At 72.2% G+C, this 26,880-nt stretch carries 23 protein-coding genes and 3 tRNA genes; 17 read left to right on the forward strand and 9 right to left on the reverse strand.

Translation table 11 applies throughout. The features are described 5' to 3' along the window. The first annotated feature begins 196 nt into the window (after window positions 1-196). The 7 genes from ACFY1P_RS22115 (at window position 197) to ACFY1P_RS22145 (ending at window position 7,024) form a co-directional block, all read left to right on the forward strand. Entirely contained in the window at window positions 197-1,186 is a 990-nt protein-coding gene (locus ACFY1P_RS22115) for a phosphatase PAP2 family protein (protein ID WP_390751657.1), read from the forward strand. Further along, a complete protein-coding gene (locus tag ACFY1P_RS22120) occupies window positions 1,107-2,306 on the forward strand; it encodes a hypothetical protein (RefSeq protein ID WP_390751658.1) in 1,200 nt (399 codons plus the stop codon). Before ACFY1P_RS22115 ends, ACFY1P_RS22120 begins: the two co-directional genes overlap by 80 nt. 46 nt (window positions 2,307-2,352) lie before the next feature. Next, window positions 2,353-3,984 carry a hypothetical protein gene (locus ACFY1P_RS22125; protein ID WP_390751659.1) on the forward strand — a complete coding sequence of 544 codons (1,632 nt, stop codon included), beginning with the start codon at window positions 2,353-2,355 and terminating at the stop codon, window positions 3,982-3,984. A gap of 19 nt (window positions 3,985-4,003) precedes the next feature. After that, a complete protein-coding gene (locus ACFY1P_RS22130; RefSeq protein WP_361530547.1) occupies window positions 4,004-5,395 on the forward strand; it encodes an AAA domain-containing protein in 1,392 nt (463 codons plus the stop codon). 333 nt (window positions 5,396-5,728) lie between these two features. Next, window positions 5,729-6,094, forward strand: a complete 366-nt coding sequence (locus ACFY1P_RS22135) for a hypothetical protein (RefSeq protein WP_361530544.1) — start codon at window positions 5,729-5,731, stop codon at window positions 6,092-6,094. A gap of 134 nt (window positions 6,095-6,228) precedes the next feature. Then, a complete protein-coding gene (locus tag ACFY1P_RS22140; protein ID WP_390751660.1) occupies window positions 6,229-6,894 on the forward strand; it encodes a bifunctional DNA primase/polymerase in 666 nt (221 codons plus the stop codon). A gap of 56 nt (window positions 6,895-6,950) precedes the next feature. Then, a tRNA-Lys gene (locus tag ACFY1P_RS22145) sits at window positions 6,951-7,024 on the forward strand. A 71-nt stretch (window positions 7,025-7,095) separates the two neighbouring features. On the opposite strand, the gene ACFY1P_RS22150 is transcribed toward ACFY1P_RS22145, so the two are convergent. After that, window positions 7,096-8,319, reverse strand: coding sequence for a M6 family metalloprotease domain-containing protein (locus ACFY1P_RS22150; RefSeq protein WP_361530556.1), 1,224 nt, complete (start codon window positions 8,317-8,319; stop codon window positions 7,096-7,098). A 408-nt stretch (window positions 8,320-8,727) separates the two neighbouring features. Between ACFY1P_RS22150 and ACFY1P_RS22155 the strand changes: the two genes are divergently transcribed. Then, window positions 8,728-10,491 (forward strand): putative bifunctional diguanylate cyclase/phosphodiesterase, encoded by a 1,764-nt coding sequence (locus ACFY1P_RS22155; RefSeq protein WP_390751661.1) that lies wholly within the window; start codon window positions 8,728-8,730, stop codon window positions 10,489-10,491. Window positions 10,492-10,560: 69 nt separating this feature from the next. Here ACFY1P_RS22155 and ACFY1P_RS22160 read toward each other — a convergent pair whose 3' ends face one another. Continuing rightward, complete coding sequence (locus ACFY1P_RS22160; protein WP_361530535.1) at window positions 10,561-11,661, reverse strand: LLM class flavin-dependent oxidoreductase; 1,101 nt, start codon at window positions 11,659-11,661, stop codon at window positions 10,561-10,563. 289 nt (window positions 11,662-11,950) lie between these two features. Here ACFY1P_RS22160 and ACFY1P_RS22165 point away from each other — a divergent pair, with 289 nt between their 5' ends. From ACFY1P_RS22165 to ACFY1P_RS22190, 6 genes are all read left to right on the forward strand, one after another. Next, window positions 11,951-12,709: an IclR family transcriptional regulator C-terminal domain-containing protein gene (locus ACFY1P_RS22165; RefSeq protein ID WP_361530532.1), complete on the forward strand. Its 759-nt coding sequence runs from the start codon at window positions 11,951-11,953 to the stop codon at window positions 12,707-12,709. A gap of 78 nt (window positions 12,710-12,787) precedes the next feature. After that, window positions 12,788-12,861, forward strand: a tRNA-Lys gene (locus tag ACFY1P_RS22170). Between the two features lie 179 nt (window positions 12,862-13,040). Beyond that, window positions 13,041-13,517 carry a hypothetical protein gene (locus ACFY1P_RS22175; protein ID WP_390751662.1) on the forward strand — a complete coding sequence of 159 codons (477 nt, stop codon included), beginning with the start codon at window positions 13,041-13,043 and terminating at the stop codon, window positions 13,515-13,517. 94 nt (window positions 13,518-13,611) lie between these two features. Continuing rightward, the gene (locus tag ACFY1P_RS22180) at window positions 13,612-14,022 is read left to right on the forward strand and encodes a hypothetical protein (RefSeq protein WP_390751663.1); all 411 of its coding nucleotides are present in this window, start codon (window positions 13,612-13,614) and stop codon (window positions 14,020-14,022) included. Between the two features lie 77 nt (window positions 14,023-14,099). Further along, on the forward strand, window positions 14,100-14,855 hold the full coding sequence (locus tag ACFY1P_RS22185; RefSeq protein WP_361530523.1) for a DsbA family protein: 756 nt from the start codon (window positions 14,100-14,102) through the stop codon (window positions 14,853-14,855). After that, window positions 14,852-15,691 (forward strand): cytochrome c biogenesis CcdA family protein, encoded by an 840-nt coding sequence (locus ACFY1P_RS22190; RefSeq protein WP_390751664.1) that lies wholly within the window; start codon window positions 14,852-14,854, stop codon window positions 15,689-15,691. Before ACFY1P_RS22185 ends, ACFY1P_RS22190 begins: the two co-directional genes overlap by 4 nt. 64 nt (window positions 15,692-15,755) lie before the next feature. On the opposite strand, the gene ACFY1P_RS22195 is transcribed toward ACFY1P_RS22190, so the two are convergent. Beyond that, entirely contained in the window at window positions 15,756-16,346 is a 591-nt protein-coding gene (locus ACFY1P_RS22195) for a lytic polysaccharide monooxygenase (protein WP_361530516.1), read from the reverse strand. A 322-nt stretch (window positions 16,347-16,668) separates the two neighbouring features. Continuing rightward, window positions 16,669-17,595 carry a C40 family peptidase gene (locus ACFY1P_RS22200; protein WP_390751665.1) on the reverse strand — a complete coding sequence of 309 codons (927 nt, stop codon included), beginning with the start codon at window positions 17,593-17,595 and terminating at the stop codon, window positions 16,669-16,671. Between the two features lie 209 nt (window positions 17,596-17,804). On the opposite strand from ACFY1P_RS22200, the gene ACFY1P_RS22205 reads away from it, so the two are divergent. The 3 genes from ACFY1P_RS22205 to ACFY1P_RS22215 all read left to right on the forward strand — a co-directional run bounded on the left by ACFY1P_RS22205 (window position 17,805) and on the right by ACFY1P_RS22215 (window position 22,033). Next, a tRNA-Lys gene (locus ACFY1P_RS22205) sits at window positions 17,805-17,878 on the forward strand. Window positions 17,879-18,212: 334 nt separating this feature from the next. Then, complete coding sequence (locus tag ACFY1P_RS22210) at window positions 18,213-20,081, forward strand: glycosyltransferase family 2 protein (protein WP_390751666.1); 1,869 nt, start codon at window positions 18,213-18,215, stop codon at window positions 20,079-20,081. Continuing rightward, window positions 20,078-22,033, forward strand: coding sequence for a galactose oxidase-like domain-containing protein (locus ACFY1P_RS22215; protein WP_390751667.1), 1,956 nt, complete (start codon window positions 20,078-20,080; stop codon window positions 22,031-22,033). The genes ACFY1P_RS22210 and ACFY1P_RS22215 overlap by 4 nt, the downstream gene beginning before the upstream one ends. Before the next feature lie 325 nt (window positions 22,034-22,358). On the opposite strand, the gene ACFY1P_RS22220 is transcribed toward ACFY1P_RS22215, so the two are convergent. From ACFY1P_RS22220 to ACFY1P_RS22240, 5 genes are all read right to left on the reverse strand, one after another. Continuing rightward, window positions 22,359-23,408: a glycoside hydrolase family 6 protein gene (locus ACFY1P_RS22220; RefSeq protein ID WP_390751668.1), complete on the reverse strand. Its 1,050-nt coding sequence runs from the start codon at window positions 23,406-23,408 to the stop codon at window positions 22,359-22,361. 163 nt (window positions 23,409-23,571) lie between these two features. Further along, a complete protein-coding gene (locus ACFY1P_RS22225; RefSeq protein ID WP_361534546.1) occupies window positions 23,572-24,234 on the reverse strand; it encodes a class F sortase in 663 nt (220 codons plus the stop codon). 19 nt (window positions 24,235-24,253) lie between these two features. After that, window positions 24,254-24,814 carry a hypothetical protein gene (locus tag ACFY1P_RS22230; protein ID WP_390751669.1) on the reverse strand — a complete coding sequence of 187 codons (561 nt, stop codon included), beginning with the start codon at window positions 24,812-24,814 and terminating at the stop codon, window positions 24,254-24,256. 114 nt (window positions 24,815-24,928) lie between these two features. Beyond that, window positions 24,929-25,708 (reverse strand): HAD-IIA family hydrolase, encoded by a 780-nt coding sequence (locus tag ACFY1P_RS22235; protein ID WP_361532352.1) that lies wholly within the window; start codon window positions 25,706-25,708, stop codon window positions 24,929-24,931. A gap of 91 nt (window positions 25,709-25,799) precedes the next feature. Next, window positions 25,800-26,858: a 2-aminoethylphosphonate ABC transporter substrate-binding protein gene (locus tag ACFY1P_RS22240; RefSeq protein WP_390751670.1), complete on the reverse strand. Its 1,059-nt coding sequence runs from the start codon at window positions 26,856-26,858 to the stop codon at window positions 25,800-25,802. Between the last annotated feature and the right edge of the window lie 22 nt (window positions 26,859-26,880).

The raw sequence follows: 26,880 nt of genomic DNA on the forward strand, positions 1-26,880 counted from the left end.
TCATCACTCACACCCACCTCAGGCAACCCTCCGGTGGCTTCCGGCGTCTCCTCCCTCGCGCTCCGCCCGCGCTCGCCGAACGGCGGGCGAACTGGGCGTTTCCGATAAGTCGCGGGGCGGTGTGCGAACGAAGTCGCGTACACCGTACGGTGGCATGCGCGCTTGTTGGCCGCCTGAACACATGGAGAGCGTCCGGATGTACCGCACCGCACCACTCGGGAAGCGGCCGCGCTGGTGGACCGAGCTGCCGCTGATCGCCGTGGTGTACGCGCTGTACTCTGCGGGCCGCCTGCTGGTCAGGCAGGACGTGCAGACGGCTGTCGACCACGGGCTGTCGATCCTCGACCTCGAGAAGACCTTCCGAATAAATTTCGAGCACCCGCTCAACCGGCTGCTCACGGACCACCCGGCCCTCGGCATACCCGCCGACTTCGCCTACGCGTCCCTGCACTACATCCTCACCCCCGCGCTCCTGATCTGGGCCTTCCGCCGCCGCCCGGCCGACTACCGCTTCCTGCGCAGCTGGCTGATGATCTCCACCCTCATCGGCCTCATCGGCTTCACCCTGCTGCCCACCTGCCCGCCCCGGCTGCTGGACCCGGCCGAGGGCTTCGTCGACACGATGCGCATGTACGCCGAATACGGCTGGTGGGGCGGCGACGCCAGTGCCCCGAGGGGCCTGGGCGGGATGACCAACCAGTACGCCGCCATGCCGAGCCTGCACGTCGGCTGGGCCCTGTGGTGCGGCGTCGTGATGTACCGCTACGGCCGCACCACCTGGGCGAAGATCGCCGGTGTCGTCTACCCGCTGTCGATCACGTTCGTGGTGATGGGCACCGCCAACCACTACTTCCTGGACGCCGTCGCGGGGGCGGCCGTCATGGGCGTCGGGCTGCTGCTGGCGAAGCCCGGGCTGCGGGTCGCCGACCGGCTCATGGGACGTCTCTCCCGGTCGACAGGCAAGGAAACCGCCGGTACGCCCGCGAATGTCGGTACCGGATGCGAGACTTCGGCAGGTACAGCGCTTCCCCGGGGCACGGCCTCCGGCTCCCCGGCCGGTGACGGCTCCCGGGGCGCGCCGGAGAGACTTCGCGAGGCGGGCGCCAGTGACCAGATCCCTCGACAGCCGGCCACCGGCGAGGCCGGAGACAGCCGCGCCGACGGCGCTGCGACAGCGGCTCGCTGAGCTGCGCGGGCCGGGCACCGCTGCCCGCCCGCTGGACGCCCGCGCCCTGGCGGCCCTGGCCGCCAACCCCGGCTGCCGGCGCCGGGCGCTGCTGGACGGCGCGGGGGTCGACAAGGGGGCGCTGGCGCGGGCCCTGGGCGCCCCCGCGACCTTCGGGCAGTCGCAGTTCGCCCTGGTGCGGGGCCACTCCTTCGAGCAGCGGGTCAAGGCCGACGGCGGGGCCGCCCTGATCCGCCTGCTGCACGAGCGGCTGGCCGACGGCACGCCCGCGCCGGAGCCGGACGCCGTCGACACCCCCGACCTCTCCGCCGCCGGCCCCGAGGGCCGCACCGCGCGAACGGCGCTGGCCCTGCGCGAGGCCAGCGCGGCCGGGCGCTGGGCGCTCCTGGACCACCCCCTGCTGGCCCTGAACGTCGCGGGCACGCCCGTGTGTCTGGAGCCGGACGCCGTGGTCGTCCACCCCGACGGGAGCTGGACCGTCGTGGAGATCAAGTCCTTCGCGATGGTCGACGGCGCGGCGGACGCCACGAAGGTGGGCGCGGCGGCGCGGCAGGCCGCGGTCTACGCCCTCGCCCTGGAGGGCGTGGCGGCCCACTTGGCGGCGCCCCCGCGCGTGCACGCGCGCGTGCTGCTCGTCTGCCCGAAGGACTTCTCCAACCTCCCGGCCGCCGAGCTCGTGGACGTACGCAAGCAACTGGCGACCACCCGGCGGAGGCTCGGCCGGCTCTCCCGCGTCGAGGACATCGCGGCCGCGCTGCCCGAGGGCACCACCTTCGACCTGCGCCTCGCCGAGGACGGCCGCACGGCGACACGGCCCGCCGAAGAGCTGCTGGAAGCCGTCGAGCGCGTCGAGGCGGCGTACGCCCCGGAATGCCTGGCCGCGTGCGAGCTGGCGTTCCACTGCCGGGCGCGGGCCCGGCGCGCGGGCGCGGTGGAGTGCCTGGGGCGCGGCCTGCGCGGGGAGCTCGGCGGGCTGAGCACGGTGGAGTCCGTGCTGGCCGCGGCCCGGGGCGAGGCCGGCGACCCCGAGGACCCCGCCGTCGCCGCCCTGCGCCGCGCGGCCGCCCTGCGCGCGGAAGCGCTGGCCCTGGCGGGCACGGGCACGGAGGCCGCCGTATGACGACGCCCTCCCGACACTCCCCCACCGGCGGACGGAAGGAGGCCGCATGTCGCTGATCACCTCGCTCGCGCGCATGGAGGCCGTGCGGGACGGCACGGCCCGGCCGCTGGCGACCGTGCGGCACCGGCATCTCGCGGAGCGGCCGCTCGTGTTCGTGCCCCTCACCACGGCCGGTGAGGCGGGCGCCCCGCTGGGCGCGCTGGTGGGCACCGACCGGGAAGCGCCCCACCTGCTCGTGGTGGCGCAGCCGCGCGACAGGGATCTGCGGTTCGCGTTCCTCGCCGAGCTGGCCGACGCGGTGCTGCCCTATATCGAGGAATTCACCGACGCGGTGGAGACGGAGGAGCGCAAGGAGACCGACCCGGAGACCGGCAGGAAGGTGCCGGTGGAGGTCGAGCTGTGCGCCCAGGCGCCGCAGTTGCTGGTGCCGGGCACGGCGGCGGTGGAGTACGTACGGCTGCTGGGGCGCTCCACGCGCTTCCGGCGGACCGCCGAGCAGGACCCGGAGGCGGCGTATCCCGCGCCCCCGCGTGTGCCGCTGCTCGGCCGCTGGCTGACGCACTTCGGGGAGCGGGCGCGGGTGCCCGGCTCGTCGCTGCTGCTGCCGGTGACGCAGCTGCTGAGCAGACACTGGGCGACGGGCCAGAGCAATCTGGAGGACCAGCACCTCGGCGCGCTGCTCGCCTGGATCGCCCCGCCGCCCGGCTCGACGGGCGCGGAGGCGGCACTGCGCGCGGAGCTGGCCCGCGACGGTGACGGCCTGCTGCTCCACCCCCCGGCGGGCCCCGCGACGGACCCGGTGTTCGACAACAAGCGGCTGGCGCCCGCCACGGCCCGCTTCGACCGCGCCCGCGCGGAAGCGGCGGAGGCCGCAGCGGCCCTGGAGGCGGCCGGGCCGGCGGGCGCGCCCATGGCCCGTGCCCGGCAGCGTGCCGCCGCGGCCGCCCTGGAGAGCGCCGAGCAGGAGATCCGCACCCTGCTGGAGTCGCAGCTGCGGCCCACGTGGGACGCCGTGTGGCAGGGCGTCGACCTGCTGCGGGGCCTGCGCGCGGGCGAGCGGGTGGCCGACCGGTGGAAGCGGGACCGGTGGTCGTTCACCGCGCACCGCGATCGCGTACGCGCCGGGGAGCCGCCGCAGCCGCGGCGGGACGACGCGGTGACGGCCGCCCGGAAGCTGGCCGCGCGGGAGACGGCGCTGGCGCAGCTGAATGCCCAGGAGGCGCTGGACGACCCGCTGGTGATGGCCGCGCGGCGGCTGTCCGGGGAGGCGTTCGCGGGCGAGGTCATCGAGGTGGTGATGGAGTATTCGACGGCGAAGGCGCCCCGCCCGCGGCCCCTGGTGACGGTGCGCACGGACGACGCCCCGCTGCTCGCCGAGGGCGCGAAGGTGTACCGGGCGCACGGCGCGACCGCGCAGACGGCGGAGTTCGTCGGCGCGGTGGCGGGCGAGCCCGGGGTGCTGACGGTGCGGCTGACCGGTGGCATGGGCCGGGGCAAGGTCCCCGACGCGGGTTCGGTGCCGGAGAAGGGCGACCGCGTCTGCTGGACGCTCTTCGAGCACTCCCCGCGCGGCGGGCCCGAGCTGCCCGACCCCGAGCGGACGCCCTGGACCCACGGCGGCCCGCCGGGCGAAGTCGTGGAAGCCCCCGATCCGGTGACTCCGGAGGACCACCTGTGAACGTGACGGAGGACCGGCTGTGAACCCGACCGACGCGGCGCCCGCCGTCCCGGCGGCGCGGTCCCGCCCCGCCGCCGGATTCGACCCGGCCGCGGCGGCGGCCGCCGCGACGGACGCGATCCTGCGCGACACCCTGCACGGCACGCACCGCGGCGTCGTCGTCGACTCCCCGCCGGGCGCGGGCAAGTCGACGCTGGTCGTGCGGGCCGCGCGGGAGCTGGCGGCCGCGGGCCGCCCGCTGATGATCGTCGCGCAGACCAACGCCCAGGTCGACGACCTGGTGCTGCGGCTGGCCGCGAAGGACCCGGAGCTGCCGGTCGGCCGGCTGCACAGCAACGAGTCCCAGCCGTACGACCCGGCCCTGGACGCGCTCCCGTCGGTGGCGAAGTCGGCGCGGGCGGCCGATCTCGCGGGGCTCGACGTGGTGGTCTCCACGGCCGCGAAGTGGGCGCACACGAAGGTCACCGAGCCCTGGGGGCACGCGATCGTCGACGAGGCGTACCAGATGCGCTCCGACGCGCTGCTGGCGGTGGCCGGGCTCTTCGAGCGGGCGCTGTTCGTCGGCGACCCCGGGCAGTTGGACCCCTTCAGCGTGGTGGGCGCGGAGGGGGCGGCGCAGTGGGCCGGGCTGTCGTACGACCCTTCGGCGAGCGCGGTGTCCACCCTGCTCGCCCACAATCCCGGCCTGCCCCAGCACCGGCTGCCCGTCTCCTGGCGGCTGCCCGCCTCGGCCGCGCCGCTGGTCTCGGCGGCCTTCTATCCGTACACCCCCTTCCGCAGCGGCACCGGGTACGGCGACCGGCGGCTGGCCTTCGGGGTGCCGTCCGACGGCTCGGCGCCGGACCGGGTGCTCGACGAGGCCGCCGAGACGGGCTGGGGCCTGCTGGAGCTGCCCGCCCGCCGGACGCCGCGCACGGACCCGGAGGCGGTGGGCGCGGTGGCGCACGTCGTCCGGCGGCTGCTGGACCGCGGCGGCGCGGCCACGAGCGAGCTCTCCCCCGGCCCGGTGCCGCTCACGGCGGACCGGATCGCGGTGGGCACCGCCCACCGCGACCAGGCGGCCGCCGTGCGGTCGGCGCTGGCCGGGCTGGGGGTGCGCGGCGTGGCCGTGGACACGGCGAACCGGCTCCAGGGCCGGGAGTTCGACGTGACCGTGGTGCTGCACCCGCTGTCCGGCCGCCCGGACGCGACCGCCTTCCACCTGGAGACGGGCCGCCTGTGCGTGCTGGCCTCACGGCACCGGCACGCGTGCGTGGTGGTGGGCCGGGCGGGGGTCGACCAGCTCCTGGACGAACACCCGTCGACGGACCCGGTGCGCCTGGGGGTGACGGTGAAGTTCCCGGACGGGTGGGAGGCGAATCACTCCGTGTGGGCGCACCTGCTGGAGCACCGGGTCGCTTGGCGGCCCTGAGGCCAATCCCGCGGGCGGCTCTCCCGCGCGCCGTGCGGTAACCCCGGTGACGCCGGGCGGCGCCCGGCATGCCGCCGGAGGCGGCCATGGAATACAGCCCGGACGGGTGGGAGGCGAATCACTCCGTGTGGGCGCATCTACTGAGCACCGGGTCGCTTGGCGGCCCTGAGTGCCCACTGGGGTGCCTCGTGAGCCCGCTGGCGGCTGCGGGCCGGCGGGGGCTGGTCGCGCAGTTCCCCGCGCCCCTCACGGGGCGGAGCCCCCTCCCCCCTGGGCCCACTTGCGCGGCGCAGGACAATGGATGGCGGTGCAGACGATCCTGGAGGTATGTACATGTGCGAGCCGAAGCCGGCTCCCGGCGCGCGCGACAGTGGGCCGCGCCGCTTGAAGCCCGCGCAGCTGCTCTTCGAGCCGCCCGAGGCCGTCGCCGACCCGGAGCACTTCTTCGACCTGGAGTCGATCGAGGACCCGCGCGAGCTGCTGGCCCGTTCCACCGAGCTGGCGCTGGCCTTCCGCGCGGCTGCCGACAGGGCGACCGAGTTCCAGGCCGTGGCCGCGGCCCAGCTCGCCGACCCCGGCCGCTTCGACCGGCTGCCGACCGCGGTGATCGCGGAGCGCGCCGAGTGGAGCGAGGACTACGCGAAGAAGATGGTCGAGTTCGGCCGCGACCTGCTGCGTGGCAGCAGCACCGTCGACTGACCCGCACGGCCCGTGGTCCGCCGACCATGGGCCGTTGGCATATGCGCGGGGGAAGATAGCGCACCGCCCGCCCCGCTGTCCCGAATTCCCGTAACTACCGCGAGCGGGCCGGGTTGTGGCGCAGACCATAGGGCATGAGCTCCCGGCCGAACGACCCGCACCCCATCCGTCTCCGGCAGACCACGCCTCGGCGCGACGCGCCGCCGCACGCCGCGTACCGCCCCACCGCCTCCTACGTCACGCTCGCGGGGGCCGACTGGCTCGCCTCCGCCGGTGCGGCACCGCATCAGGTGCACGCCCTGTGGGCGGAGAATCCGGGCGCCCCCATGGTGCTGCCGTGCGGCACGGCGTTCGACGTGGTGGGGCTGCCGGCCCTGTTCGGACGCAAGGTCCTGGACCGCTTATGGGCGACTGGCCCCGGCTCGGGGCCGGTCGCCGTCCAGCGCGGCCGCCTGCTGCTCTTCGCCGCCCCCGGCACGGCCCAGCGGCTGCCCGCGCTGCTCACCTGGGAGGAGTGGGCCCGCGCGATGCCGCCGCTGCTGTGCCACGGCACGGGCGACGCGGTGACCGTCCCCCCGCTCTATCCCCCTTCCGAGGACGAGCCGGTGCCCCCGGCGTCGCGCTGGCTGGTCGCCCCCGAGGTGCGCCACCCCTGGCTGCCGGACGCCGAGGTGCTGCTGTGGGCGTGCGTACGGGTCACCCGGGAATGTGCCGGCTCGGACCTCAGGAGCGGCCGCGCGCATGCCGAGGACGCCCCGGCCACCCGTGTGACCAGCACACCCGCGCATTTTCCCGGCTGAAACATGCGGATTTTCGTTCCACCGGATCAGGGTGCTAAAGTCTTCCACGTCAGCAGGCGCCGCTAGCTCAGTTGGTTAGAGCAGCTGACTCTTAATCAGCGGGTCCGGGGTTCGAGTCCCTGGCGGCGCACAGACAGAAGAAGGCCCCTCACCACGGTGAGGGGCCTTCTTCGTGTCCGGGACCGCCCACTCGTCCGTTGATCAGTCCCGGGTCACGACGACCGTCCAGGAGCCGCCCGCCGTCCGGCCCCGTACGGACACCTTCACCCCGTCGGCGTCCGAGCGCAGGGACTCCCCCACGCCGATCGGCGCGTCGGCGAGCGCGGGGTAGACCGACTCTCCCCAGCACGCCTGGTGGCCCGGATGGCCGTCCAGGACCTGCACGGGGCCGTTGCCGGAGGCGGTGTCGCTCTGCACGCGGTAGACGAGCACGCCCTCCGTGCAGGTGGCGGCGTCGTTGCCGGTCGCGGAGCGGGCCTCGACGGCGATGGCGCTCTCCGGGCCCGTACGGACCACGACCACGCGGGTCCGGTTGTCGCCGCCCGGCTTCATCGGGGCCTCCAGGGGCTGGAGGGTGTGCAGGCTGCTGCCGCGCCCCCGGACGCAGGCGACCTGCCGCGAGCCGAGCCAGCCGAGCTTCCACTTGTGCCAGCCGAAGGGGTCCGAGGCCAGCCCGAACTGGCTGCCCATGAGGTCCCAGTCGCCGACGTGGGTGTCCCAGTCGCCCTTGCCGTCCTGCGGCCGGTGATAGAGGTCGGGCAGATCCAGGACGTGTCCGGTCTCGTGGGCGAGGACGTTGCGGTCCGGGGGGTGGTGCTCGAAGACGGTGACGACACGGCGCAGCGTGGTGCCGTCGACCTGGACGGGGTGGTCGAGGTTGACGACCTTGGTCGCGTCGGAGTCGACGCCGGGGGCGTCGGGGTCGGCGACGAAGTAGACGAGGTCGTAGCGGCTGAAGTCGACGTCGCCGTCGGCCACGGCGATGGCGTCCCGCAGGTATTCGGAGCGCTGGTCGCCGTCCCAGTCCCGCTGTATGTGGTACGAGGTGGCGGGCCGGGGCATCCGCAGCCACTTCTTCATCGGGTGGGCCTGGAGGGAGAACCGCCCGTAGGAGGCCCGCTCGAAGAAGCGGGAGGTGGCGGGGAAGTGGTCGGCCGCGAGCCGCTCCGGGCTGACCTCGGGCTTGGAGTCCGGGAAGGACAGGAAGATCATCACGGCGTCGAGCCGGCCGACGGGCCGGGGGTAGGCCGGGTTCCAGGTGTCGAGCCCCTCGGAGTGGTGGGCCTGGCTGCGGGGCAGCGCGCACGGCCCGCCGGGCCCCACGGCGTGCGCCGGTCCGGCGACGACGGTGGTGGCGATCGCACAGAGGGAGGTGAGGACGGCTCCGACGCGGCGCAGTCGCGGCCGCGGCCGGTCCACCCCCATGGGTGTCTGCGGACGCACCACGTCGACCTCCCGGGACGGATTCGGGACACCTCATCCAGCCTCATTGGATTTGTGGTGATATGCCCGTTTCTGTTACCCCGGTCGAGTGACTAAGCCGACTTCTGGGTACATCACACTCAGTCACTGACGGTCAATCGAGACGGCGCGGCGCCAACAGCTCAGCCATGAGCGCGCAGGGTCGATCAGGAAGGGACAAAGGGGAGAAGGCACCCGGAGCCCCGAGGGCCGGGCCGCTGGAACGGGCCACGTGCGCGCTCTATGATCGCCACATTTCCAGCACGGATTCCCCCGGACAGGCGGCCGCCAGCCGTGTGTCCGGACACACGTACGAGATCCATGAGACCCATACGAAGCCAGTGCGGAACGAATGCCATGCGGGAGCGAGCGGTGAGCGGAACCCTCGACAGCCAGGGCGGCGCGCCCGGTTCAACGCCTACAGTCGTCACGCAACGTAATGAATCCAGCGATTTTCGCGCCGCCTTCAATGCCGCGCAGCTCGCCATGGCCGTGGTGGGCCGCGACGGGCTGGTGCGTACCGCCAATCACGCGCTCGGCAAGCTGCTGGGCACGGACCCGGCCCGGCTCGCCGACGCGCCGGCCGCCGATCTCACCGGCCTGCGCGAGGACTCGCGCACCTGGCTCGCCTATCGCGAGGTGCTGCTCGGCCGCCGCGAGCGGCTGCACTGCACCCGGCGGCTGCGGCCGCGGGGCGGGCAGGGGATGTGGGCCGAGGTGATCGTCACGCCGCTGCCCGACAGCTGCGACACCCTGCTGTCGGTCGCCGACATCAGCGACCGGCGCGATCTGCGCGCCCGGCTGCGGCACTTGAGAATGCACGACCCGGTGACCCGGCTGCCCAACCGGAGCCTGTTCTTCGAGCGGCTGACGGCGGCGCTCACCACAGGAGCGGTCGCGCACGGCGGGCGCGGCCGGATCGGGCTGTGCTATCTCGACATCGACGGCTTCAAGGCGATCAACGACACCCTCGGCCACCGGGCCGGCGACCGGCTGCTGAGCGCGGTGGCGAAGCGGCTGACGGAGTGCGCGGCGCCGGGCGGCCATCTGGTGGCCCGGCTCGGCGGCGACGAATTCGCCCTGCTGGTCGAGGAGTCGGCGGGCACGGAGCAGCTGATCGCCCTCGCCGCGGCCGTACAGACCAAGCTGCAACGGCCGTTCGAGGTGGCCGGGCAGCGGCTCGCCGTGTCGGCGAGCATCGGGGTCGTCGAGCGGCCGGCCGCCGGGACGCACGCCACGGAGCTGATGCAGGCTGCCGACACCACGCTCTACTGGGCCAAGGCCGACGGCAAGGCGCGCTGGACGCTCTTCGACCCCGAGCGCAACGCCCACCGGATGACCCGTCAGGCCCTCTCCAGCACGCTGCGCCCGGCGGTCGAGCGGGGCGAGTTCGTGCTCCAGTACCAGCCGCTGGTGGGGCTGGGCGACGGCGTCGTGCGCGGCGTGGAGGCACTGGTGCGGTGGCGCCATCCGCAGTTCGGCATGCTCGCGCCGAATCGGTTCATCGGGCTGGCCGAGGAGACCGGCGCGATCGTCCCGCTCGGCCGCTGGGTCCTCGCGACCGCCTGCCGCCAGGCACGGCGCTGGCAGCTGGACCACCCCCGGGCGCCGATCGTCGTCAGCGTCAACGTGGCCGTGCGGCAGGTCTGGGACTCCGACCTGGTCGCGGACGTGGCGACGATCCTCGCGGAGACGGGGCTGCCGCCGCGCCTGCTCCAGCTGGAGCTCACGGAGTCCGCCGTGATGGGCTCGGCCGGGCGGCCGCTGCAACAGCTGCAACAGCTCAGCGACATGGGAGTGGCCATCGCCATCGACGACTTCGGCACGGGCTACTCCAACCTCGCCTACCTCAGCCGGCTGCCGGTCTCCACGCTCAAGCTCGACGGCTCCTTCGTCCACGGCTTCCGCTCGGAGGAACCGCCGAACCCGGCCGACGAGACGATCGTCGAGGCGCTGGTCCAGCTGGCGCACCGGCTGGGCATCAAGGTGACGGCGGAGTGCGTGGAGAGCGCGGAGCAGGCGGAGCGGCTGGGCCGCATCGGCTGTGACACGGGCCAGGGCTGGTTCTACTCCCGCCCCGTCCCGGCGGACTCGATCTCGGCCCTGCTGGAGACGGTGAGGGTGGGGCGGTTCTGAGGCGGAGCGGGGCGGGGGCGGTCGAGGAGCCGCACCACCGCCCCCGTCCGTCCGTCGGGGCGGATCGCCCTACTTCCCCGGCAGCCCGAACACGTCCGCGATCAAGTCGAAGCTGCGCAGCCGCGCGTCGGCGCCGTGCGCGTTGGAGGTGATCATCAGCTCGTCCACGCCCGTCCGCTTGACCAGGCCGCGCAGCCCCTCGGCCACCTCGTCCGGCGTGCCGTGGACGACGTTCGCCAGCCAGCTGTCGACGAACTCCCGCTCGCCCGTGCGGTAGTCGTATGCCTCCGTCTCCTCCGGCGACGGGATCAGGCCGGGCCGTCCCGTGCGCAGCCGCAGCATCGAGAGCGCGCCGGTGCGCACCTGGCGGAGGGCCTCGGCCGCGTCGGCCGCGGCGAACGCCTGGACGCCGATCTTGGCGTACGGCCGGTCGAGGATCTCGGAGGGGCGGAAGGACTCGCGGTAGAGGTCGAGCGCCGGGACCGTGTTCGCCGAGGAGAAGTGGTGCGCGAAGGAGAACGGCAGACCGAGCACACCGGCGAGCCGGGCGCTGAAACCGGAGGAGCCGAGCAGCCAGATCGAGGGGCGGTCAGCCCGCTGCACACCGCCGGGCACCCGCCCCTGGATCGGGCCGGGCACGGCGTGGATGCGGGAGTAGGGGTGGCCGTCGGGGAAGTCGTCGTCCAGGAAGCGGGTCAGCTCGGAGAGCTGCTGGGGGAAGTCGTCCGCGTCCTCCCGGAGCCGGTCGGCGCGGCGCAGCGCGGCGGCGGTCGCGCCGTCCGTGCCGGGCGCGCGCCCCAGGCCGAGGTCGATGCGCCCCGGGGCGAACGCCTCGAGGGTGCCGAACTGCTCGGCTATGACGAGCGGCGCGTGGTTGGGCAGCATCACGCCGCCCGAGCCGAGGCGGATGCGGTCGGTGTGGGCCGCGATGTGGGCCAGGACGACGGCCGGGGAGGAGCTGGCGATGCCGGGCATCGAGTGGTGCTCGGCGACCCAGAAGCGGTGGAAGCCCCGCCGCTCGGCCAGCCGCGCCAGCTCGACGGTGGTGCGGAGCGCCTGCCCGGCGGTCCGGCCGCTGCCGACGGTCGCCAGGTCCAGCACGGACAGAGGGACGGGCGCGCTGCCCTCTGCCGTGCCCCGGATGAAGTCACCGTCCTGTACGTCGGCCACGGTGGTCCGCCTTCCTGATCGCCCGCGGCACTCCCGTGCCGCACTCCGGTCGTCTCACTTTCGCCGGGAGCAACCGGAGAGACTCTCCGGTTATTCCCACGGGGAGCGACTTCCGCGACCTTCCCCCCGTCTCGTCGTACCCACATGACAACCGCATATGCCAAGGTGGCGCGCCCCAGCACAGCGCCTTGCCAGTTGAACGCGGTCTGGTCAACACCCTCTCTCCGGTGCCCTTTTCGCGGTTATCGTGAGAGCGGGAAACTCGACGGAAGCCCGCTAGGGGGAAACCGTGGCGCTCAAACACGAGCCGGCCGTGCCGTTCCACTCGGTGCAGTACGCCCTCCGGGTGCTGGACACGGTCACCAGGCGGCCCGGCGGCGTGACCGAAGCACTCATCACCCGCGAGACCGGCCTGCCCGCCGCGCACCTCGCGCCACTCCTGCTGATGCTCCGCCGCGAGGGCTATATCGAGCGGCTCGCGGACGGCGCGTACACCGTCGGCGACTCCCTCGCCCTGCTGGGCTCCGGCGACGACCGCAGCCGCGCCTTGCGGCTCAAGCTGCGGCGGTCACTGACGGAGCTGCGCGATTCGGTCGGCGCCGCCATCTATCTGAGCCGCTATATCGACGGCGAGGTGCGGATCACGGAGTGCGCGGACGGCCCGCAGACCCCCAAGGTCCACGAATGGGTCGACTTCCGCTCCGCCGCCCACGCCAGCGCCGTCGGGAAGTGCCTGCTCACCCAGCTCGACCACGACGACCGCCGCGATCACCTCTCGCGCCACAAGACGGCCCGGCTCACCTCCCGGACGATCACCAACGAGAAGGCCCTCTTCCGCAGGCTCGACGCCCAGCCCGCGACGGTGCCCGTGCTCGACCTCCAGGAGTACGCGGTGGGCACGGTCTGCGCGGCCGTGCCGATCACGGCGGGGCGCTCGGTCGGCTGCCTGGCGCTCTCGCTCCCGCTGTCCGCCGCCCACCGGCTGCGGCAGGCGGCCGACACCCTGAACCGGCGGGCGACGCCGGTGCTGCTGTCGATGGCCCTCTGATCCCGCCGGTCCGGGCCCCTGACCGGCGGGTGGTCGGGAGCACCCGTTCGGACCAGGTATATTTATCTCTGTCAGCAGGCGCCGCTAGCTCAGTTGGTTAGAGCAGCTGACTCTTAATCAGCGGGTCCGGGGTTCGAGTCCCTGGCGGCGCACAGACAGAAGAAGGCCCCTCACCACGGTGAGGGGCCTTCTTCGTGCAGGGGGAACTTCGTATACGGGGAACCGGGGACTACGCGTGGGGACTACGCAACCGGGGTCATGACAAAAGTCATCGCGGACCCATGATGTCCGTGTCTGCCGCCGGGCCGGGCCCGCCGGAAGAATTCTTTCCATGGACACCACGTCGCTCGCACCCGCCACCGGCAACGAAACCGCCGCCGCCCCCGCGCAGCCGGCCGACATCAAGCCGCTGCCCCTCTGGTATTTCGGTTTCGAGGCCGTGGCCTCCGGCGCGTACGACCTGTACAAGGCGTTCCCGCAGATCCTCTGGGTGCTGGGCGCCCTCGCCGTGGTCAACCTCGTCGTCTCCCTGACCGTCCTGCGCTCCCGGCTCCAGCTGGCCAAGCGGCTGTGGCGCGGCAAGAGCACGCGCAAGATCGCCATCGGGCTGCTCGCCCTCCGGCTCGGCAGCCACTTCGTGCTGGCCCTGCTGGGCATGACGGTGGTCTCCACCGCGGGCCACCTCGCCTTCGCCGCCGTGATGGCCGCCATCACCGGCCCGCTGCTCTGGTTCGCCCAGCGCACGGCGCTGCGGGCCCTCGCCGCCGAGGACGCCCGCACCGCGGAGCTCGCCGTCCGGGAGGCCTGACCGGCGGGCCCGTAGCATGGAGGGCCCACCCGCTCGCACGAGAAGCTCGCGTCACGCGGCCCGTACGAGCGAGAGCGACAGGAAGGAGCAGTCAGTGCCGCAGCACCGCCGTCCGTCGGCCGCCGCCGTGCTCCTGCTCCTCCTCGCGGTCGTCCTCGGCCCGTTCCTCTCCGGGACGGGCCCCTTCGCGGCCGCCTCCGGGAAGGGCGCCGCGGTCTCGAAGGTGGCGGAGGCCGCCCGGCAGACCCCCCTCTCCGCACCCGGGTCCGAGGCCCGGCCGCACGCCGCCGACTCCTTCGGCTCGGGTGGCACCTGCAAGCAGCAGGACGCGCCCCTCAGCGGCACCCAGGCGGTCGTGCCCCACGCTCACACCGACCCGCTGACCGGCCCCGGCGCCGGCCGGACCACCCTGCCCGAGGGGCACGCGCCCCGCCCGGACGCCCCCCGCGCACCACCCGTCCCGGTCGGCGGCTGCGCCGAGCTCCTCCCCGTCCTACGGATCTAGACCGCCCGCCCACGGCCCGCACACCGGGCCGCGCCCCGGCATGTCCAGATTTCCGTACGCCCAGGGAGCACTCCCCCATGTCCGCACGTCTCTCCTCCCCCTCCCGTCGCATCGCCGCGATCGGCGCGGTGGTCGCCCTCGTGGTCGCGCTCGTCGCCACGGGCATCGCGATCGGCCAGCACGCCGGCGGCTCCGGCAAGCGCGAACCCGCCGCCGGGTCCGCCGGGAATTCAGCCCCCTCCGCCGACGAGCGGCAGAAGGTCTACGCACAGCTGGAGAAGGCCAGCGTCCGCCGCGGCGGCGAGGACCCGCTGGCCGTCGGCAAGGCCGACGCCCCCGTGGTCCTCGTGGAGTACGCCGACTACCAGTGCTCGTACTGCGGCAAGTTCACCCGCGACAGCCAGCCCGAGCTGATCAAGAAGTATGTGGACGCGGGCACGCTGCGCATCGAGTTCCGCAACTTCCCGATCTTCGGCAAGGACTCCGAGCGGGCCGCCCGCGCGTCCTGGGCCGCCGGGCAGCAGGGCAGGTTCTGGCAGTTCCACGACGAGGTCTACGCCAAGACCCGCAAGGGTGACGCGCTCGCCGAGGACAAGCTCGTCGACATGGCGCGCACCAGCGGCGTCAAGGACCTCGACAAGTTCCGCGACGACCTGAAGGGGTCCGCTGCCGAGGCCGCGGTCAAGAAGGACCAGGAGGAGGGGTACTCCATCGGCGTGCAGTCCACCCCGACCTTCCTCGTGAACGGCCGGCCGATCGCGGGCGCCCAGCCCATGAGCGCCTTCGACGAGGCCATCGCGCAGGCCGAGGCGGCGAAGAAGAGCGCCAAGTGACCGACATCGGCTACCTCGCCGCCTTCCTCGGCGGCGCCCTCGCCCTGGTCAGCCCGTGCAGCGCGCTGCTGCTGCCGGCGTTCTTCGCCTACTCCCTCACGAGCCCCGGCCGGCTGCTCGCCCGCACCGGTGTCTTCTACCTCGGGCTCGCGACCACGCTCGTCCCCCTCGGCGCCGCGTCCACCGCCGCCAGCCGCCTCTTCAACGGCCACCGCGACGTGCTGATCACCGTCGGCGGCTGGCTGGTGATCACGATGGGCGTCGCGCAGATCCTCGGCCTGGGCTTCGCGTCGAAGCGGGCGCAGGCCGCGGCCGGGCGGATCACTCCCCGCTCGGCGGCGTCGACGTTCCTGCTGGGCTGTGTGTACGGCCTGGCGGGGTTCTGCGCCGGACCGATCCTCGGCGCGGTGCTGACCCTGACCGCCGCGACCGGCAATCCGGTGTACGGGGCGTCGATGCTCGCCGTCTACGCCCTGGGCATGGCCCTGCCACTGTTCGTGCTGGCCCTGTTCTGGGACCGCTTCCAGCTCGGCCGCCGCCGCTGGCTGCGCGGCCGCGAGCTCCGGGCGGGCCGGCTGCGGCTGCACACCACCTCCCTGGTGTCCGGCCTCTTCTTCATCGGCATCGGCGTGCTCTTCCTCGCCTACGACGGGACGACCGGCCTGCCCGGCATCCTGGACGCCGACCAGGAGTTCCGCCTGGAGGAGCTCGCCTCCCGGGTGGGCAACGCGGTGCCGGACTACGCGCTGCTCGCGGTGGTCGCGCTGGCCGTGGCGGGCGTGCTGGCCCGGATCGCCCTGCGCCCGGAGAAGCGACCGGAGCCGGAGCGGGACTGAGGACCGCCCGCCGGCCGGGCTCGATCCGCGTGTACGGATCGGGCCCGGCCGGGAGCCACGCCGGTCAGAACTGGACGTCGGAGCACGCGTAGAACGCGTTGCCCGTGTCCGCGATCGTCCAGACCGCCAGGATCAGCTGCTTGCCCGTCCGCCCGGCCGGGATCGTCCCCTCGTGGGTGACGGTCGCGTCAGGGATCCTGCCGCCGTACGGCACGGTCAGGAACGGCTGGTCCTCCAGGTCCGACCGGGTGAGCGGCCGGGTGGGGTCGTAGCCGGGCTTGGTGAGGTAGTAGCGGAAGTCCGTCGTGGCGTGCCGGGCCGTGAGCCGCCAGCGGAAGGTGTAGCTCTGCCCGGCCGTGACCGGGGTCGCGGGCCACTGCCCGCCCCGGGGGTCGTCGAGCTGCGCGAAGCGGCTGTTGCCGCCCGCGCATATCGTCCCGTCGGACGGCCCGTGCGAGGGGAAACCCTTGGGACCCTCGACGCTCTGGGGTTCCCACTGGATGTCACCGCAGTCCTGCACGGTGCCGTTCGCGCAGAACTCCTGCCGACTGGTGGGGGAGTCGGTGTAGCCGTGGCTGCCGGCGCTGCCCGTGCCGAGCAGGGAGACGCCGGCGATACCGAGGCCGATGATCGCCGCACTGATCTTTTTGCGCATGCTTCGCTCCTCGAAGAACGTGGGGGGTTCTGTGAGCCGAGTGCTGTGAGTCCGAAGTGCTGTGACCCTGAAGTGCTGTGAGTCCGAAGTGAGGTGCGGTCTAGACCAAGGCGGAGGCTAGTACCAGCCTTTGGTCATGTCCAGGCCAACGGATGAAGTCATCCGGCCGAAGTTCACCCGTGAGGACGTCACCGGTTCGCCACGAGAGGGCGGTTGTCCTGCGTGCGGGCACGCGGCGGCCACGCGGCCCTTCGCGATTCAAGGACGCACCCTTGACGCCGCCAGCCCGGCGCGCATGCCGCTACGGGTGACGGGCCGGGTGTCAGCGCACCCGGCCGTACAGGTTCGGGTTGTAGTGCGCGAACGTGGAGATCCGGACCTTCTTGCCGGGCCGCGGCGCCTCGATGTACCGCTTGCCGCCCAGATAGATCGCGGCGTGGTGCACTCCGGACGCCTTGCCGTTGGACGACCAGAAGACGATGTCCCCGCGCCGCAGGGCCGACCGCGGGATCCGGGCCGTGGCGCGGTACTGGTCGGCCGCGATCCGCGGCAGCCTGGCCCCGGCCTTGCGGTACGCCTTCTGGATGAGCCCGGAGCAGTCCCAGCGGTGCGGGCCGACGCCTCCCAGGACGTACGGATCACCGATGTGGGCCATCGCGAAGGCGATCGCGGGTTCGAGATCCCGCCGCCCGGCGGCCGGCCGCTGGGGATGTTCGGGCTGCGAGGGCTCGGGGGGCGCCGGGGGCTCCTGCGCCTCGTCCTGGTCCGCGGGGCCCGACTCGTCGGCGGGCTCCTCCGCCTCTTCCTGGGCCGCCGCCTCGTCGTCCCCCTCCTCGGCACCCTCCTCCTCGGCGTCGCCCTCCTCGGCCTCCGCGGCCTCCGCGTCGACGGCGTCCGGATCCGCCTCCGACTCCGGCACGGCTTCGGCCGCACCCTGCCCCTCCTCTACCTCCCCACCTGCGGAAACGGCACCCGGATGGGGAAGCGGAGGGGCCGGCGGGGCGTCCGCGCTCTCCGCCTGCCCCGGGCCCGGCTGCGGGGCCGCCACCACGGCACCCACGCCGGGCCCCGCCAGCACCACCGCCCCCACCGCGACCGCGATCGCGCCTCGCAGAGCGCACCTGTGCCGTACGGGCCCGGCAGCCGTCCGGCGCTTCCCCACGGCCACCGCGGCGGCCCCGTCGGCACAGAGCGCGCACGCGCAGTCGCCGGGTATCGCCTCGGTGAAAGCCGGTATTCGCACGGGCACCGCTGCCTTCCTTCGTACTCGGCACAGCTTCTCAACGGCCACGGAAAACCGCATGTCGGAAAATACGGGCGAATCCCTCGGCGGAGATGATCTCCAGCCCGCCCCCGGGGCCCGCGCAGCGCCGCACGCAGGCACTTCCCCGCCGCTGGTGCTCCAGGAGGTGGTCAGGAGCACCCTCCGGGATCAGGTAGAGTTTTCTCTGTCAGCAGGCGCCGCTAGCTCAGTTGGTTAGAGCAGCTGACTCTTAATCAGCGGGTCCGGGGTTCGAGTCCCTGGCGGCGCACAGACAGAAGAAGGCCCCTCACCACGGTGAGGGGCCTTCTTCGTGTGCGCGGGAAGGCCCGGAGGGCCCGCCGCCACTTCCGAATGCTTCAGCCGCTTTCGCATGCACTTTCGCATCACGCACCGCTTTGCCCGGTAAACACCTCGTTTCACCCTTGTGATCATGATGTGGCGTCCGAGATCCTGAGCCGAGAGCAATGACTCAACGTCAATGAGTGACCAATGAGTTGCGCGTGCCGGTGGGGAGCCGGTGCGCACAGGGTCCGGGCGGCTGTGGGGGGCCGACGGGCTCACGACGGACACACGCACTCAGCATGCGTGCGGGGGGAATGACCATGACGACCACGCCTGCCGATGCCCGGCAGCAGACCCACGCCCCGGCCGCCGCCGGCGGCCCGCCACGGGCACCCGGCGTACCGCAGCAGCCCGCCGGGCCCACGACGACACCACCCGGCGACAGGACGGGCGACCGGACCGCGGTCCGGTCGCCCGTCCGTCCGCCCAGAGCGCGCCCGCGCTTCGACTACGAGCACTACAGCAGGCTGGCCGGCCCGCTCACCGAGCCCGAGCCCGGCCAGCCGTACCGCGTCCGCTACCGCAGCCTGCTCGCGGACGAGACGCACCGCGTCCTCGGCGCCCTCCTGCTCGGCGCCGCGCCCGTGGTCTCCCTGGGCCTGCTGCTGTGGCTGATGCAGCCCGCCCACTGGACGCACCGCGAGCACTCCACTGCGCTGATGCGCTCCCTGGACACCGTGATGCTGGTGTCGATCGGGCTGATCGAGCTGTTCCGCACGCTGAACGTGGCGTCCAACGCCCACGCGACCCTCGTCGCGCGCGACCCCGTCCCGGTGGTGCCGGAGAACGGCACCAAGGTCGCCTTCCTCACCTCGTTCGTGCCCGGCAAGGAGCCGCTCGAGATGGTCACCCGGACCCTCCAGGCGGCCGTCAGACTCCGGCACCGCGGGCCGCTGCACGTATGGCTGCTGGACGAGGGCGACGACCCCGGGGTCAAGGAGGTGTGCAGACGGCTCGGCGTCCATCATTTCTCCCGCAAGGGCGTCGAGAAATGGAATCAGGCGAAGGGCCCGAACCGCGCGAGAACGAAGCACGGGAACTACAACGCCTGGCTCGAGGCCCACGGCGACGACTACGACTTCTTCGCCTCCGTCGACACCGACCACGTGCCACTGCCCAACTTCCTCGAGCGCATGCTCGGCTATTTCCGTGACCCGGACATCGCGTTTGTCGTTGGACCACAGGTGTACGGGAACTACGATGCGGCCGTGACCAAGGCCGCCGAGAGCCAGCAGTTCCTGTTCCACGCCCTGATCCAACGCGCCGGAAACCGTTATGGCGCACCCATGTTCGTCGGCACCAACAATGCCGTCCGGATCAGCGCTCTCAAGGGCATCGGCGGGCTCTACGACTCGATCACCGAGGACATGGCCACCGGCTTCGAGCTGCACCGGCACCGCAATCCCGCGACCGGTCGCAAATGGCGCTCCGTGTACACCCCGGACGTCCTCGCGGTCGGCGAGGGACCCAATTCCTGGACGGACTTCTTCACCCAGCAGCTGCGCTGGTCGCGAGGCACGTACGAGACCATCATCAAGCAGTTCTGGAAAGGCCCGTTCACGCTGTCGCCGGGGAAATTCCTCAACTACGCGCTGATGGTCATCTATTATCCGATGACCGCGCTCAACTGGCTGCTCGGCGCCTTGAGCTGTGCGCTCTTCCTGGGGCTCGGCGCCTCGGGGATCCAGATCGACTCCGAGGTCTGGATGATGCTCTACAGCGACGCCGCGGCCCTCCAGATCGGTCTCTACGTCTGGAACCGGCGGCACAACGTCTCCCCGCACGAGCCCGAGGGCTCCGGCGGGCTCGCGGGCATGGTGATGTCCGCGCTGTCGGCGCCGATCTACGCCCGCTCGCTGATGGACGCGGTGCTGCGCCGCAGGAGCACCTTCGTGGTGACGCCCAAGGGCGACTCGGCCAGCCCGGACACCCTCTTCGGCACCTTCCGCGTCCACCTGTTCTTCCTGATGGTGTTCGGCGGCTCGCTGCTGTCCTCGTTCTGGCTCGGCCACACGCACGTGGCGATGCGCACGTGGGCGGTCCTGGCCGTCGCCATCACCGTCGCGCCGGTCCTCGCGTGGTGGTGGACCGTGCGCAACTCCAAGCAAGCCGTGGAGGTCAGCCGATGAACCAGCCCCGTTTCCGTGTCAGCCGCCGCACCCGCCGCATGGCCGTCGGCTCCGCGGTGGTGCTCGCCCTGGCGGGGATGAACGGGCCGGCGCTGTGGGGCTTCGCCTCCGACCAGTACCACGACTACAAGATCAACCAGCCGGAGTACAAGGCGAGGAACGGCCACTGGGACGTGGTCGACGTCCCCGACGAATACCGCATCAACACCATTCACGCGGCCCTGCTGCACACCGGCAAGGTGCTGCTGGTCGCCGGGTCGGGCAACAACGCCGCCAATTTCAAGGCGAAGTCGTTCCGTTCGGTCCTGTGGGACCCGGAGAAGAACACCTTCAAGAACATCCCGACCCCGAAGGACCTCTTCTGCGCCGGGCACACCCAACTGCCCGACGGGAATCTCCTGGTGGCGGGCGGCACCCAGCGTTACGAAAAGCTGGGCGGCGACGTCACCAAGGCCGGCGGGCTGATGGTCGTCCACAACGAGGACCCGGACAAGCCCATCACGCTGCCCGTGGGCACCAGATTCACCGGCAAGAACAACGGCAAGACCTTCGAGTCCAAGGATCCCGTGCTCGTGCCCCGGGCCAAGAAGGTGCAGGACGACGAGAGCCACAAGGTCACCGTCACGGTCAGCACCGCGCGCGTCTATGTGGAGGCCCTGAAACAGGGCCATCAATACGAGACCGGGCTCACCGACAACTACAGCATCCAGGGCCTGAAGGGCACCGACACCCGCAACGTCTACGGCATCGCCAACAAGCTCTCGTTCGACAAGAAGGACTTCCAAGGCATCAAGGACGCCTATGAGTTCGATCCGGTCGCCGAGCGCTATGTCACGGTCGACCCGATGAACGAGGCCCGCTGGTATCCCACCCTCACCACGCTCCAGGACGGCAAGGTCCTCTCCGTCTCCGGTCTCGACGAGATCGGCCAGGTGGTGCCGGGGAAGAACGAGATCTACGACCCGAAGACCAAGAAGTGGTCCTATCTGCCCAAGGAGCGCTTCTTCCCCACCTATCCCGCGCTCTTCCTGATGGACAAGGGGAGGATCTTCTACACGGGTTCCAACGCGGGCTACGGCCCGGCCGACAAGGGCCGCGTCCCCGGCGTGTGGGACCTGGGGAGCAACGACTTCACCGAGATCCCCGGGATGAGCGACCCGGACACCCTGGAGACCTCGATGTCCGTGCTGCTGCCGCCCGCCCAGGACCAGCGCTACATGGTCCTCGGCGGCGGCGGGGTCGGCGAGGACAAGAAGGCGACGGCGCGGACCCGGATCGTCGACCTGCACGCCCCGCAGCCGCGCTTCAGGAACGGGCCCGATCTCTACGCCAAGGCCCGCTATCCCAGCAGCGTCATCCTGCCCGACGACACGGTCCTGACCACCAACGGCTCGGGCGACTACCGCGGGCGCAGCGATTCCAACATCCTCAAGGCGGAGATCTACGACCCGAAGGACAACTCCCGGCACCCGGCTGCCGATCCGCTGGTGGGCCGCAACTACCACTCGGGTGCCCTGCTGCTGCCGGACGGCCGGGTGATGACCTTCGGATCCGACTCGCTCTTCGGCGACAAGGCCAACAGCAGGCCGGCGACCTTCCAGCAGGAGATCGACCTCTACACTCCGCCGTACCTCTTCAAGAGCGGTGCCCGGCCCGAGCTGAAGGACACCGGGAGCGAGCCGAGGACGCTGTCCCTGGGCGACAAGGTGACGTACCGCACGGGTGGTCCACGGCCGGTCGCGAAGGCACGGCTGATCCGGCCCGGGTCCTTCACGCACGTCACGAATGTGGAACAGCGGTCGATCGCACTGGACTTCACGAAGGAGCGGGACGGTATCGCTGTGACCATCCCGAAGGATGCGTCGCTGGTGCCGCCGGGTTGGTACATGCTCTATGTCGTGGACGACCGGGGAGTGCCGTCTCCTGCGGTGTGGCTGAAGGTGCGGGGGTAGGGGGCGGCAGTTGTCGCCTGCGGCGGCCTTTACTTTTTCCCCAGCCCCGCCCCTTCCCGAAACTGGGGCTTCGCCCCAGACCCCCTGACCGCGCTCCGCGCGGTGTCCTCAAACGCCGGACGGGCTGAATTTCACGGACCGTGGGTTCGTAACCTGCGGGCCTCAGGTTTGCGGACTACGGTCCACACATCCAGCCCGTCCGGCGTTTGAGGACACGCGGCGCAGCCGCGTTGGGGTCCGGGGTCTCCCCGGTTTCGGGAAGGGGCGGGGCAGGGGAACAAAGCGCCGCAGGCGACAACCGGCCCGCACCCCAACCCCCGCCACATCACCTCGCGTTGCGTGCCAGCTCCAACGCGTACTTCTCCCACCACTGGCCCGCCTCCGGGCCCCCCTTGCACGTGCCGTCCGACTCTCCCGGCCGCTTCACCCACAGGTATGCGTCGACGACTGCGTCACCCGTGCGGGTCGTCGGTGGTTCGCCCAGGGCCCGGCCCGAGGGGTTGCACCAGGACTTCTCGTGGTCCGCGCCCGACAGGGGGCCGTTGCCGTTGCGGCTGGTGTCGATGACGAAGTGCTTGCCGCCCAGGAGGGCGGAGAGGGTGTGGCCGTATTCCTTGTTGTCCTGCGTGGTCTGGAAGTTGGAGACGTTGAGGGCGAACCCGTCGGCCTGGTCGATGCCGGCCCGCTTCAGCGGGTCCGCCATCCGGTCGGCGGGCGTGACCCAGCTGGAATTGCCGGCGTCCAGATAGACCTTGGTGCGGGGCAGCGCCTTGAGCTTGCCCACGGCCTCCTTGAGCAAGGCGTACCGCTCCTCGTGGAACTGCAGGGGCGTGCAACCGTCCTCCATGTGCGGCAGCGCGTCGGGCTCCAGGATCACCGTCGCGCCGCGGTCGCCGATGCCCTTGGCCGCCTTGTCCAGCCAGTCGCGGTAGGTGTTCCCGTCGGAGGCGCCGCCCTGGCTGTACTGGCCGCAGTCGCGGTGCGGGATGTTGTAGAGCACGAGCAGCGCGACCCGGTCGGCGGCGGCCGCCGCCTCCGTATAGCCGCGGGTCTGGCCCTCGGGGTCGTCCACCCCGATCCACTCCGCGACCGGCTGGGTCGCGATCTTCTCCAGGAGGTCGGCCTTGTCGGCGCTGCCGCCCTTGCGGAGCTCCGCCGACCGCTTGGAGGCGGTGGACTCGGGGTTCACCCAGAAGGGCACCCGTGACTTGGGCAGTTGGGCGGGCTGGCGGGGCGGCGCGTCAGCGGCCCTCGGCGGCTCCGCGGAGGAGGAATCGGACGAGCATCCGGCGAGCAGCAGCAGGACCGCCACCGCGGCTCCGGCTCTACGGGCCGTACGGGCACGACATGTGCGGCCGGTGTAGCTGCCGTACATCCATTCCCCCTTGGGTGTACTTCCTGTGGGGTGTCCCCCCGCCCCCACGGGACATGACCGGTCTTTTCCATGCTTGCACAGAAATCGGCGCGGCCGTGGGTGGTCGGGCGATGACCCGCTGTCAAGTCGCCCTGTTGGAGCAGAGGACGTGCGGGCGGCGTGATCAGACATGTCCGGCGCCGGTGAGGTAGGCGGAGACGACGACGTTGGCGCTGTAGGAGCGGCGGGCGCGGTCGTAGGTGCCGCCGCAGGTGATCAGGCGCAGCTCGGCGCGGTTCGCCCGGCGCGGGCCGTAGACGCGGTGGGCGTCGAAGTGGTCCTTGGTGAAGACGGAGACGTCCTCGACGGTGAACTCCGCGGTGGAGCCGTCCGCGCGGTCGACGGTGACGGTGGCGCCGCGCTTGAGGCCGGCGAGGTCGTAGAAGACTGCGGGCGCGTGGTCGGTGTCGACGTGGCCGACGAGGACGGCCGCGCCGGGCGAGCCGGGCCGCGGTCCGCCGCGGTACCACCCGACGGCGCCGGCGCGCTGGTACGGGGGCGGGTCGACCGCGCCCTGCCCGTCGAGGCCGCGGTCCTCGATGGGGGCCCTGACGCCGACGGACCGGATGACGAGGCCGCGGGGGTGGGCCGCCGGGAGCGGGGCGTGGGCCGGGGGCAGCGGGTGGGCGCTCGGGCGGCCCGCGGCCGCGACGTCACCGGCCGTGGGGGTGGCGGCCACGGTCCCGTCGGTGATCTCACGGCCCCAGAGCCACAGGGCCACCAGCAGCGCGGCCCAGGCCACTCCGGTCAGGAGGCGGCCGTGGCCGCTGCTGCGCTCTTCGGACATCTCGGTGGCCGCCTTTCCGTCACCGTCGGCCGGTGTCGGTCCGGCGGCGGTACCAGGTCGCCCCGGCGGCGGCCAGCGCGGTGCCGCCCGCGAGGACGAGCCCGGGGACGCCGGGGGGATCGGCGGCGGCCGCGGTGCCACCGCCACCGGCCGGTACGGGTGCCACCGGCGAGGGCGCCGGGGGCCGGTGCACGAAGCGGCCGAGGTGCTCGGCGGGCCGGGCGTCCCCGTGGGCGGTGACCGTCAGCCGGCCCTCGGCCGTGCCCGCGCCGCCGTCGCAGCGGACCCTGACCGCGTAGGTGCCGGGCGCCGCGGTCGAGCGGACGGTGGTCTCCGCGAACAGCCCCGCCGCGTCCTTGGCGAGCCGCGCGTCGGTGACGAAGGCTTCGGAGGCGGCGGTCGCCTTGTCGGCCGGGCACCCGGCGACGCGCAGCTGGACGCGTGCGCCGGGGGTGCCGGTGACGGGCGTGAGGGTGACCGCGCCGGGCGCGGTCACGGGGCCGCTCCGGGCGTACGCGGGCGCCGCGCACACGGCGAGCGCCGCCAGGGCGCCGCACAGAGCGGATCGGGCTGGGTCCATGGGAAACCTCCTGGTATCCCAGAGACTCACTCGGCTTCGCGGGGCGCCGCATCCGCTGCGTGGCGCCATTGCTCCGTACGGTCGCGGAACCAGCCCATTGCCGGACCGTGGCGCTCAGACCAGGTCGACGAGGTCCGCGATGGAGTCGACGACGCGGGAGGGGCGGAAGGGGTGGCGGTCGACGTCCTCCGGGCGCGTCAGCCCGGTCAGGACCAGGAACGTCTCCATGCCGGCCTCCAGTCCGGCCAGGACGTCCGTGTCCATCCGGTCGCCGATCATCGCGCTCGTCTCGGAGTGCGCGCCGATCGCGTTGAGCCCGGCCCGCATCATCAGGGGGTTCGGCTTGCCGACGAAGTACGGCTCCCGGCCGGTCGCCTTGGTGATCAGCGCGGCCACCGAGCCCGTCGCCGGGAGCGCGCCCTCCGCGGAGGGGCCGGTCTCGTCGGGGTTGGTGGCGATGAAGCGGGCGCCGCCGTTGATCAGCCGGATGGCCTTGGTGAGCGCCTCGAAGCTGTAGGTGCGGGTCTCGCCGAGCACCACGTAATCGGGCTCCGCGTCGGTGAGGACGTAGCCGATGTCGTGCAGCGCGGTGGTCAGCCCGGCCTCGCCGATGACATAGGCGGTGCCGCCGGGCCGCTGGTCGTCGAGGAATTTGGCGGTGGCGAGCGCGGAGGTCCAGATGTTCTCCACCGGCACGTCCAGCCCGATCCGCTCCAGCCGGGCGTGCAGGTCGCGGGGGGTGTAGATGGAGTTGTTGGTCAGGACGAGAAAGGGCTTGCCGGATTCGCGGAGCCGTTTGATGAAGGCGTCGGCCCCGGGCACCGGAATGCCCTCGTGCATCAGCACACCGTCCATGTCGGTGAGCCAGGATTCGATCGGCTTGCGCTCTGCCACGGTGGGACTCCTGCCGTCTTCCGCCCCGTGCCGGGGCTGGGGAACGCCGGGACGGCACCACTCGTGCGCCGCCCCGACACCTCCAGCCTAATCAGCTTCCGGTGGCCGACTTCCACGCGTCGACGTAGGAGGCGAGGTTCCTGTCTATTTCGGCCCAGTCCGGGCGGAATATCTCCACGCCCTTCATGATCCCGGCGAGGGCGGTGGCGTTCTCGCCGGTGGCCTTGACGTCCGTACGGACCGGGAATCCACCGGCGACGGAGGACGCCTGCCGCTGTACGTCTTCGGAGAGGAGGAAATCGAGGAATTTCTTCGCCCGGTCGGCGTGCGGGGCGTTCTTCACCAGTCCGGCGGCGTACGGGAGGGCGAGTGTGGTGCGCTTTCCGCTGCTGTCGGCGGGGAAGAAGATGCCCTGGTGAGGCATGGACTTCATGTTCGCGTAGTTCATCTGGACATCGCCGTTGGCGACGAGGAGTTCGCCCTTGTCCGTCTTGGGGGCGAGTTGTCCGGTGGAGGAGGACGGGCCGACGTTGTTCTTCTGGAGCTTTCCCAGATAGGCCATGGCGGCGTCCTTGCCGCCGAAGTCGTGGACGGCCTTCACGAGCACCGCCGTGCCGTCTCCCGCGACGCCGGGCGTCGAATACTGCACCTTGCCCTTGAAACGGCTGTCCAGGAGGTCGTCCCAGGTCTTCGGCGGGTCCTTCAGTTCCTGGGTGTTGTGGACGAAGCACAGGTAGTTGTCGACGACGGGGGTCCAGGTGCCGGTGGCCGACCGGTCGCCCGCGGGCACCTTTTCCGAGCCCGCGGGGCGATAGGCGGCGAGCAGGCCCTTGCCGTCGGCCTGCTGGATGAACGGCGGCAGGGTGACGATCACGTCGGCCTTGGTGCGGGACTTCTCCCGGGCCAGGCGCTGCACCATTTCGCCGGAGCCGCCTTCCACGTATTTCACCTTGATGCCGGTCTTTTCCCGGAATTCCTCGAAGACCGTGTCGTAGAAGCCCGAGCCGTCCTCGGACTTGAGCCCGTCGGCGCTGTAGACGGTGATCTCGTCGGCGTCCGCGCCGGACGTGCCGCCGCAGCCGGTCAGGGTCGCGGCGAGGACCACCGCGCCGAGCGCGGAGGCGGCGAGCGGCTGGGGGAAGCGGGCCATGACGCGTCGTACTCCTTGGTTC

The organism is Streptomyces sp. NPDC001407, from assembly GCF_042895325.1.
Classification (GTDB): domain Bacteria; phylum Actinomycetota; class Actinomycetes; order Streptomycetales; family Streptomycetaceae; genus Streptomyces.

Excerpts from the sequence above, each read along its gene's own strand:
- ACFY1P_RS22115 (WP_390751657.1), top strand. The coding sequence starts at position 197 with ATGTACCGCACCGCACCACTCGGGAAGCGGCCGCGCTGGTGGACCGAG.
- ACFY1P_RS22125 (WP_390751659.1), top strand. The coding sequence starts at position 2,353 with ATGTCGCTGATCACCTCGCTCGCGCGCATGGAGGCCGTGCGGGACGGC.
- ACFY1P_RS22135 (WP_361530544.1), top strand. The coding sequence starts at position 5,729 with ATGTGCGAGCCGAAGCCGGCTCCCGGCGCGCGCGACAGTGGGCCGCGC.
- ACFY1P_RS22140 (WP_390751660.1), top strand. The coding sequence starts at position 6,229 with ATGAGCTCCCGGCCGAACGACCCGCACCCCATCCGTCTCCGGCAGACC.
- ACFY1P_RS22150 (WP_361530556.1), bottom strand. The coding sequence starts at position 8,319 with ATGGGGGTGGACCGGCCGCGGCCGCGACTGCGCCGCGTCGGAGCCGTC.
- ACFY1P_RS22175 (WP_390751662.1), top strand. The coding sequence starts at position 13,041 with ATGGACACCACGTCGCTCGCACCCGCCACCGGCAACGAAACCGCCGCC.
- ACFY1P_RS22185 (WP_361530523.1), top strand. The coding sequence starts at position 14,100 with ATGTCCGCACGTCTCTCCTCCCCCTCCCGTCGCATCGCCGCGATCGGC.
- ACFY1P_RS22195 (WP_361530516.1), bottom strand. The coding sequence starts at position 16,346 with ATGCGCAAAAAGATCAGTGCGGCGATCATCGGCCTCGGTATCGCCGGC.
- ACFY1P_RS22210 (WP_390751666.1), top strand. The coding sequence starts at position 18,213 with ATGACGACCACGCCTGCCGATGCCCGGCAGCAGACCCACGCCCCGGCC.
- ACFY1P_RS22215 (WP_390751667.1), top strand. The coding sequence starts at position 20,078 with ATGAACCAGCCCCGTTTCCGTGTCAGCCGCCGCACCCGCCGCATGGCC.
- ACFY1P_RS22220 (WP_390751668.1), bottom strand. The coding sequence starts at position 23,408 with ATGTACGGCAGCTACACCGGCCGCACATGTCGTGCCCGTACGGCCCGT.
- ACFY1P_RS22225 (WP_361534546.1), bottom strand. The coding sequence starts at position 24,234 with ATGTCCGAAGAGCGCAGCAGCGGCCACGGCCGCCTCCTGACCGGAGTG.
- ACFY1P_RS22230 (WP_390751669.1), bottom strand. The coding sequence starts at position 24,814 with ATGGACCCAGCCCGATCCGCTCTGTGCGGCGCCCTGGCGGCGCTCGCC.
- ACFY1P_RS22240 (WP_390751670.1), bottom strand. The coding sequence starts at position 26,858 with ATGGCCCGCTTCCCCCAGCCGCTCGCCGCCTCCGCGCTCGGCGCGGTG.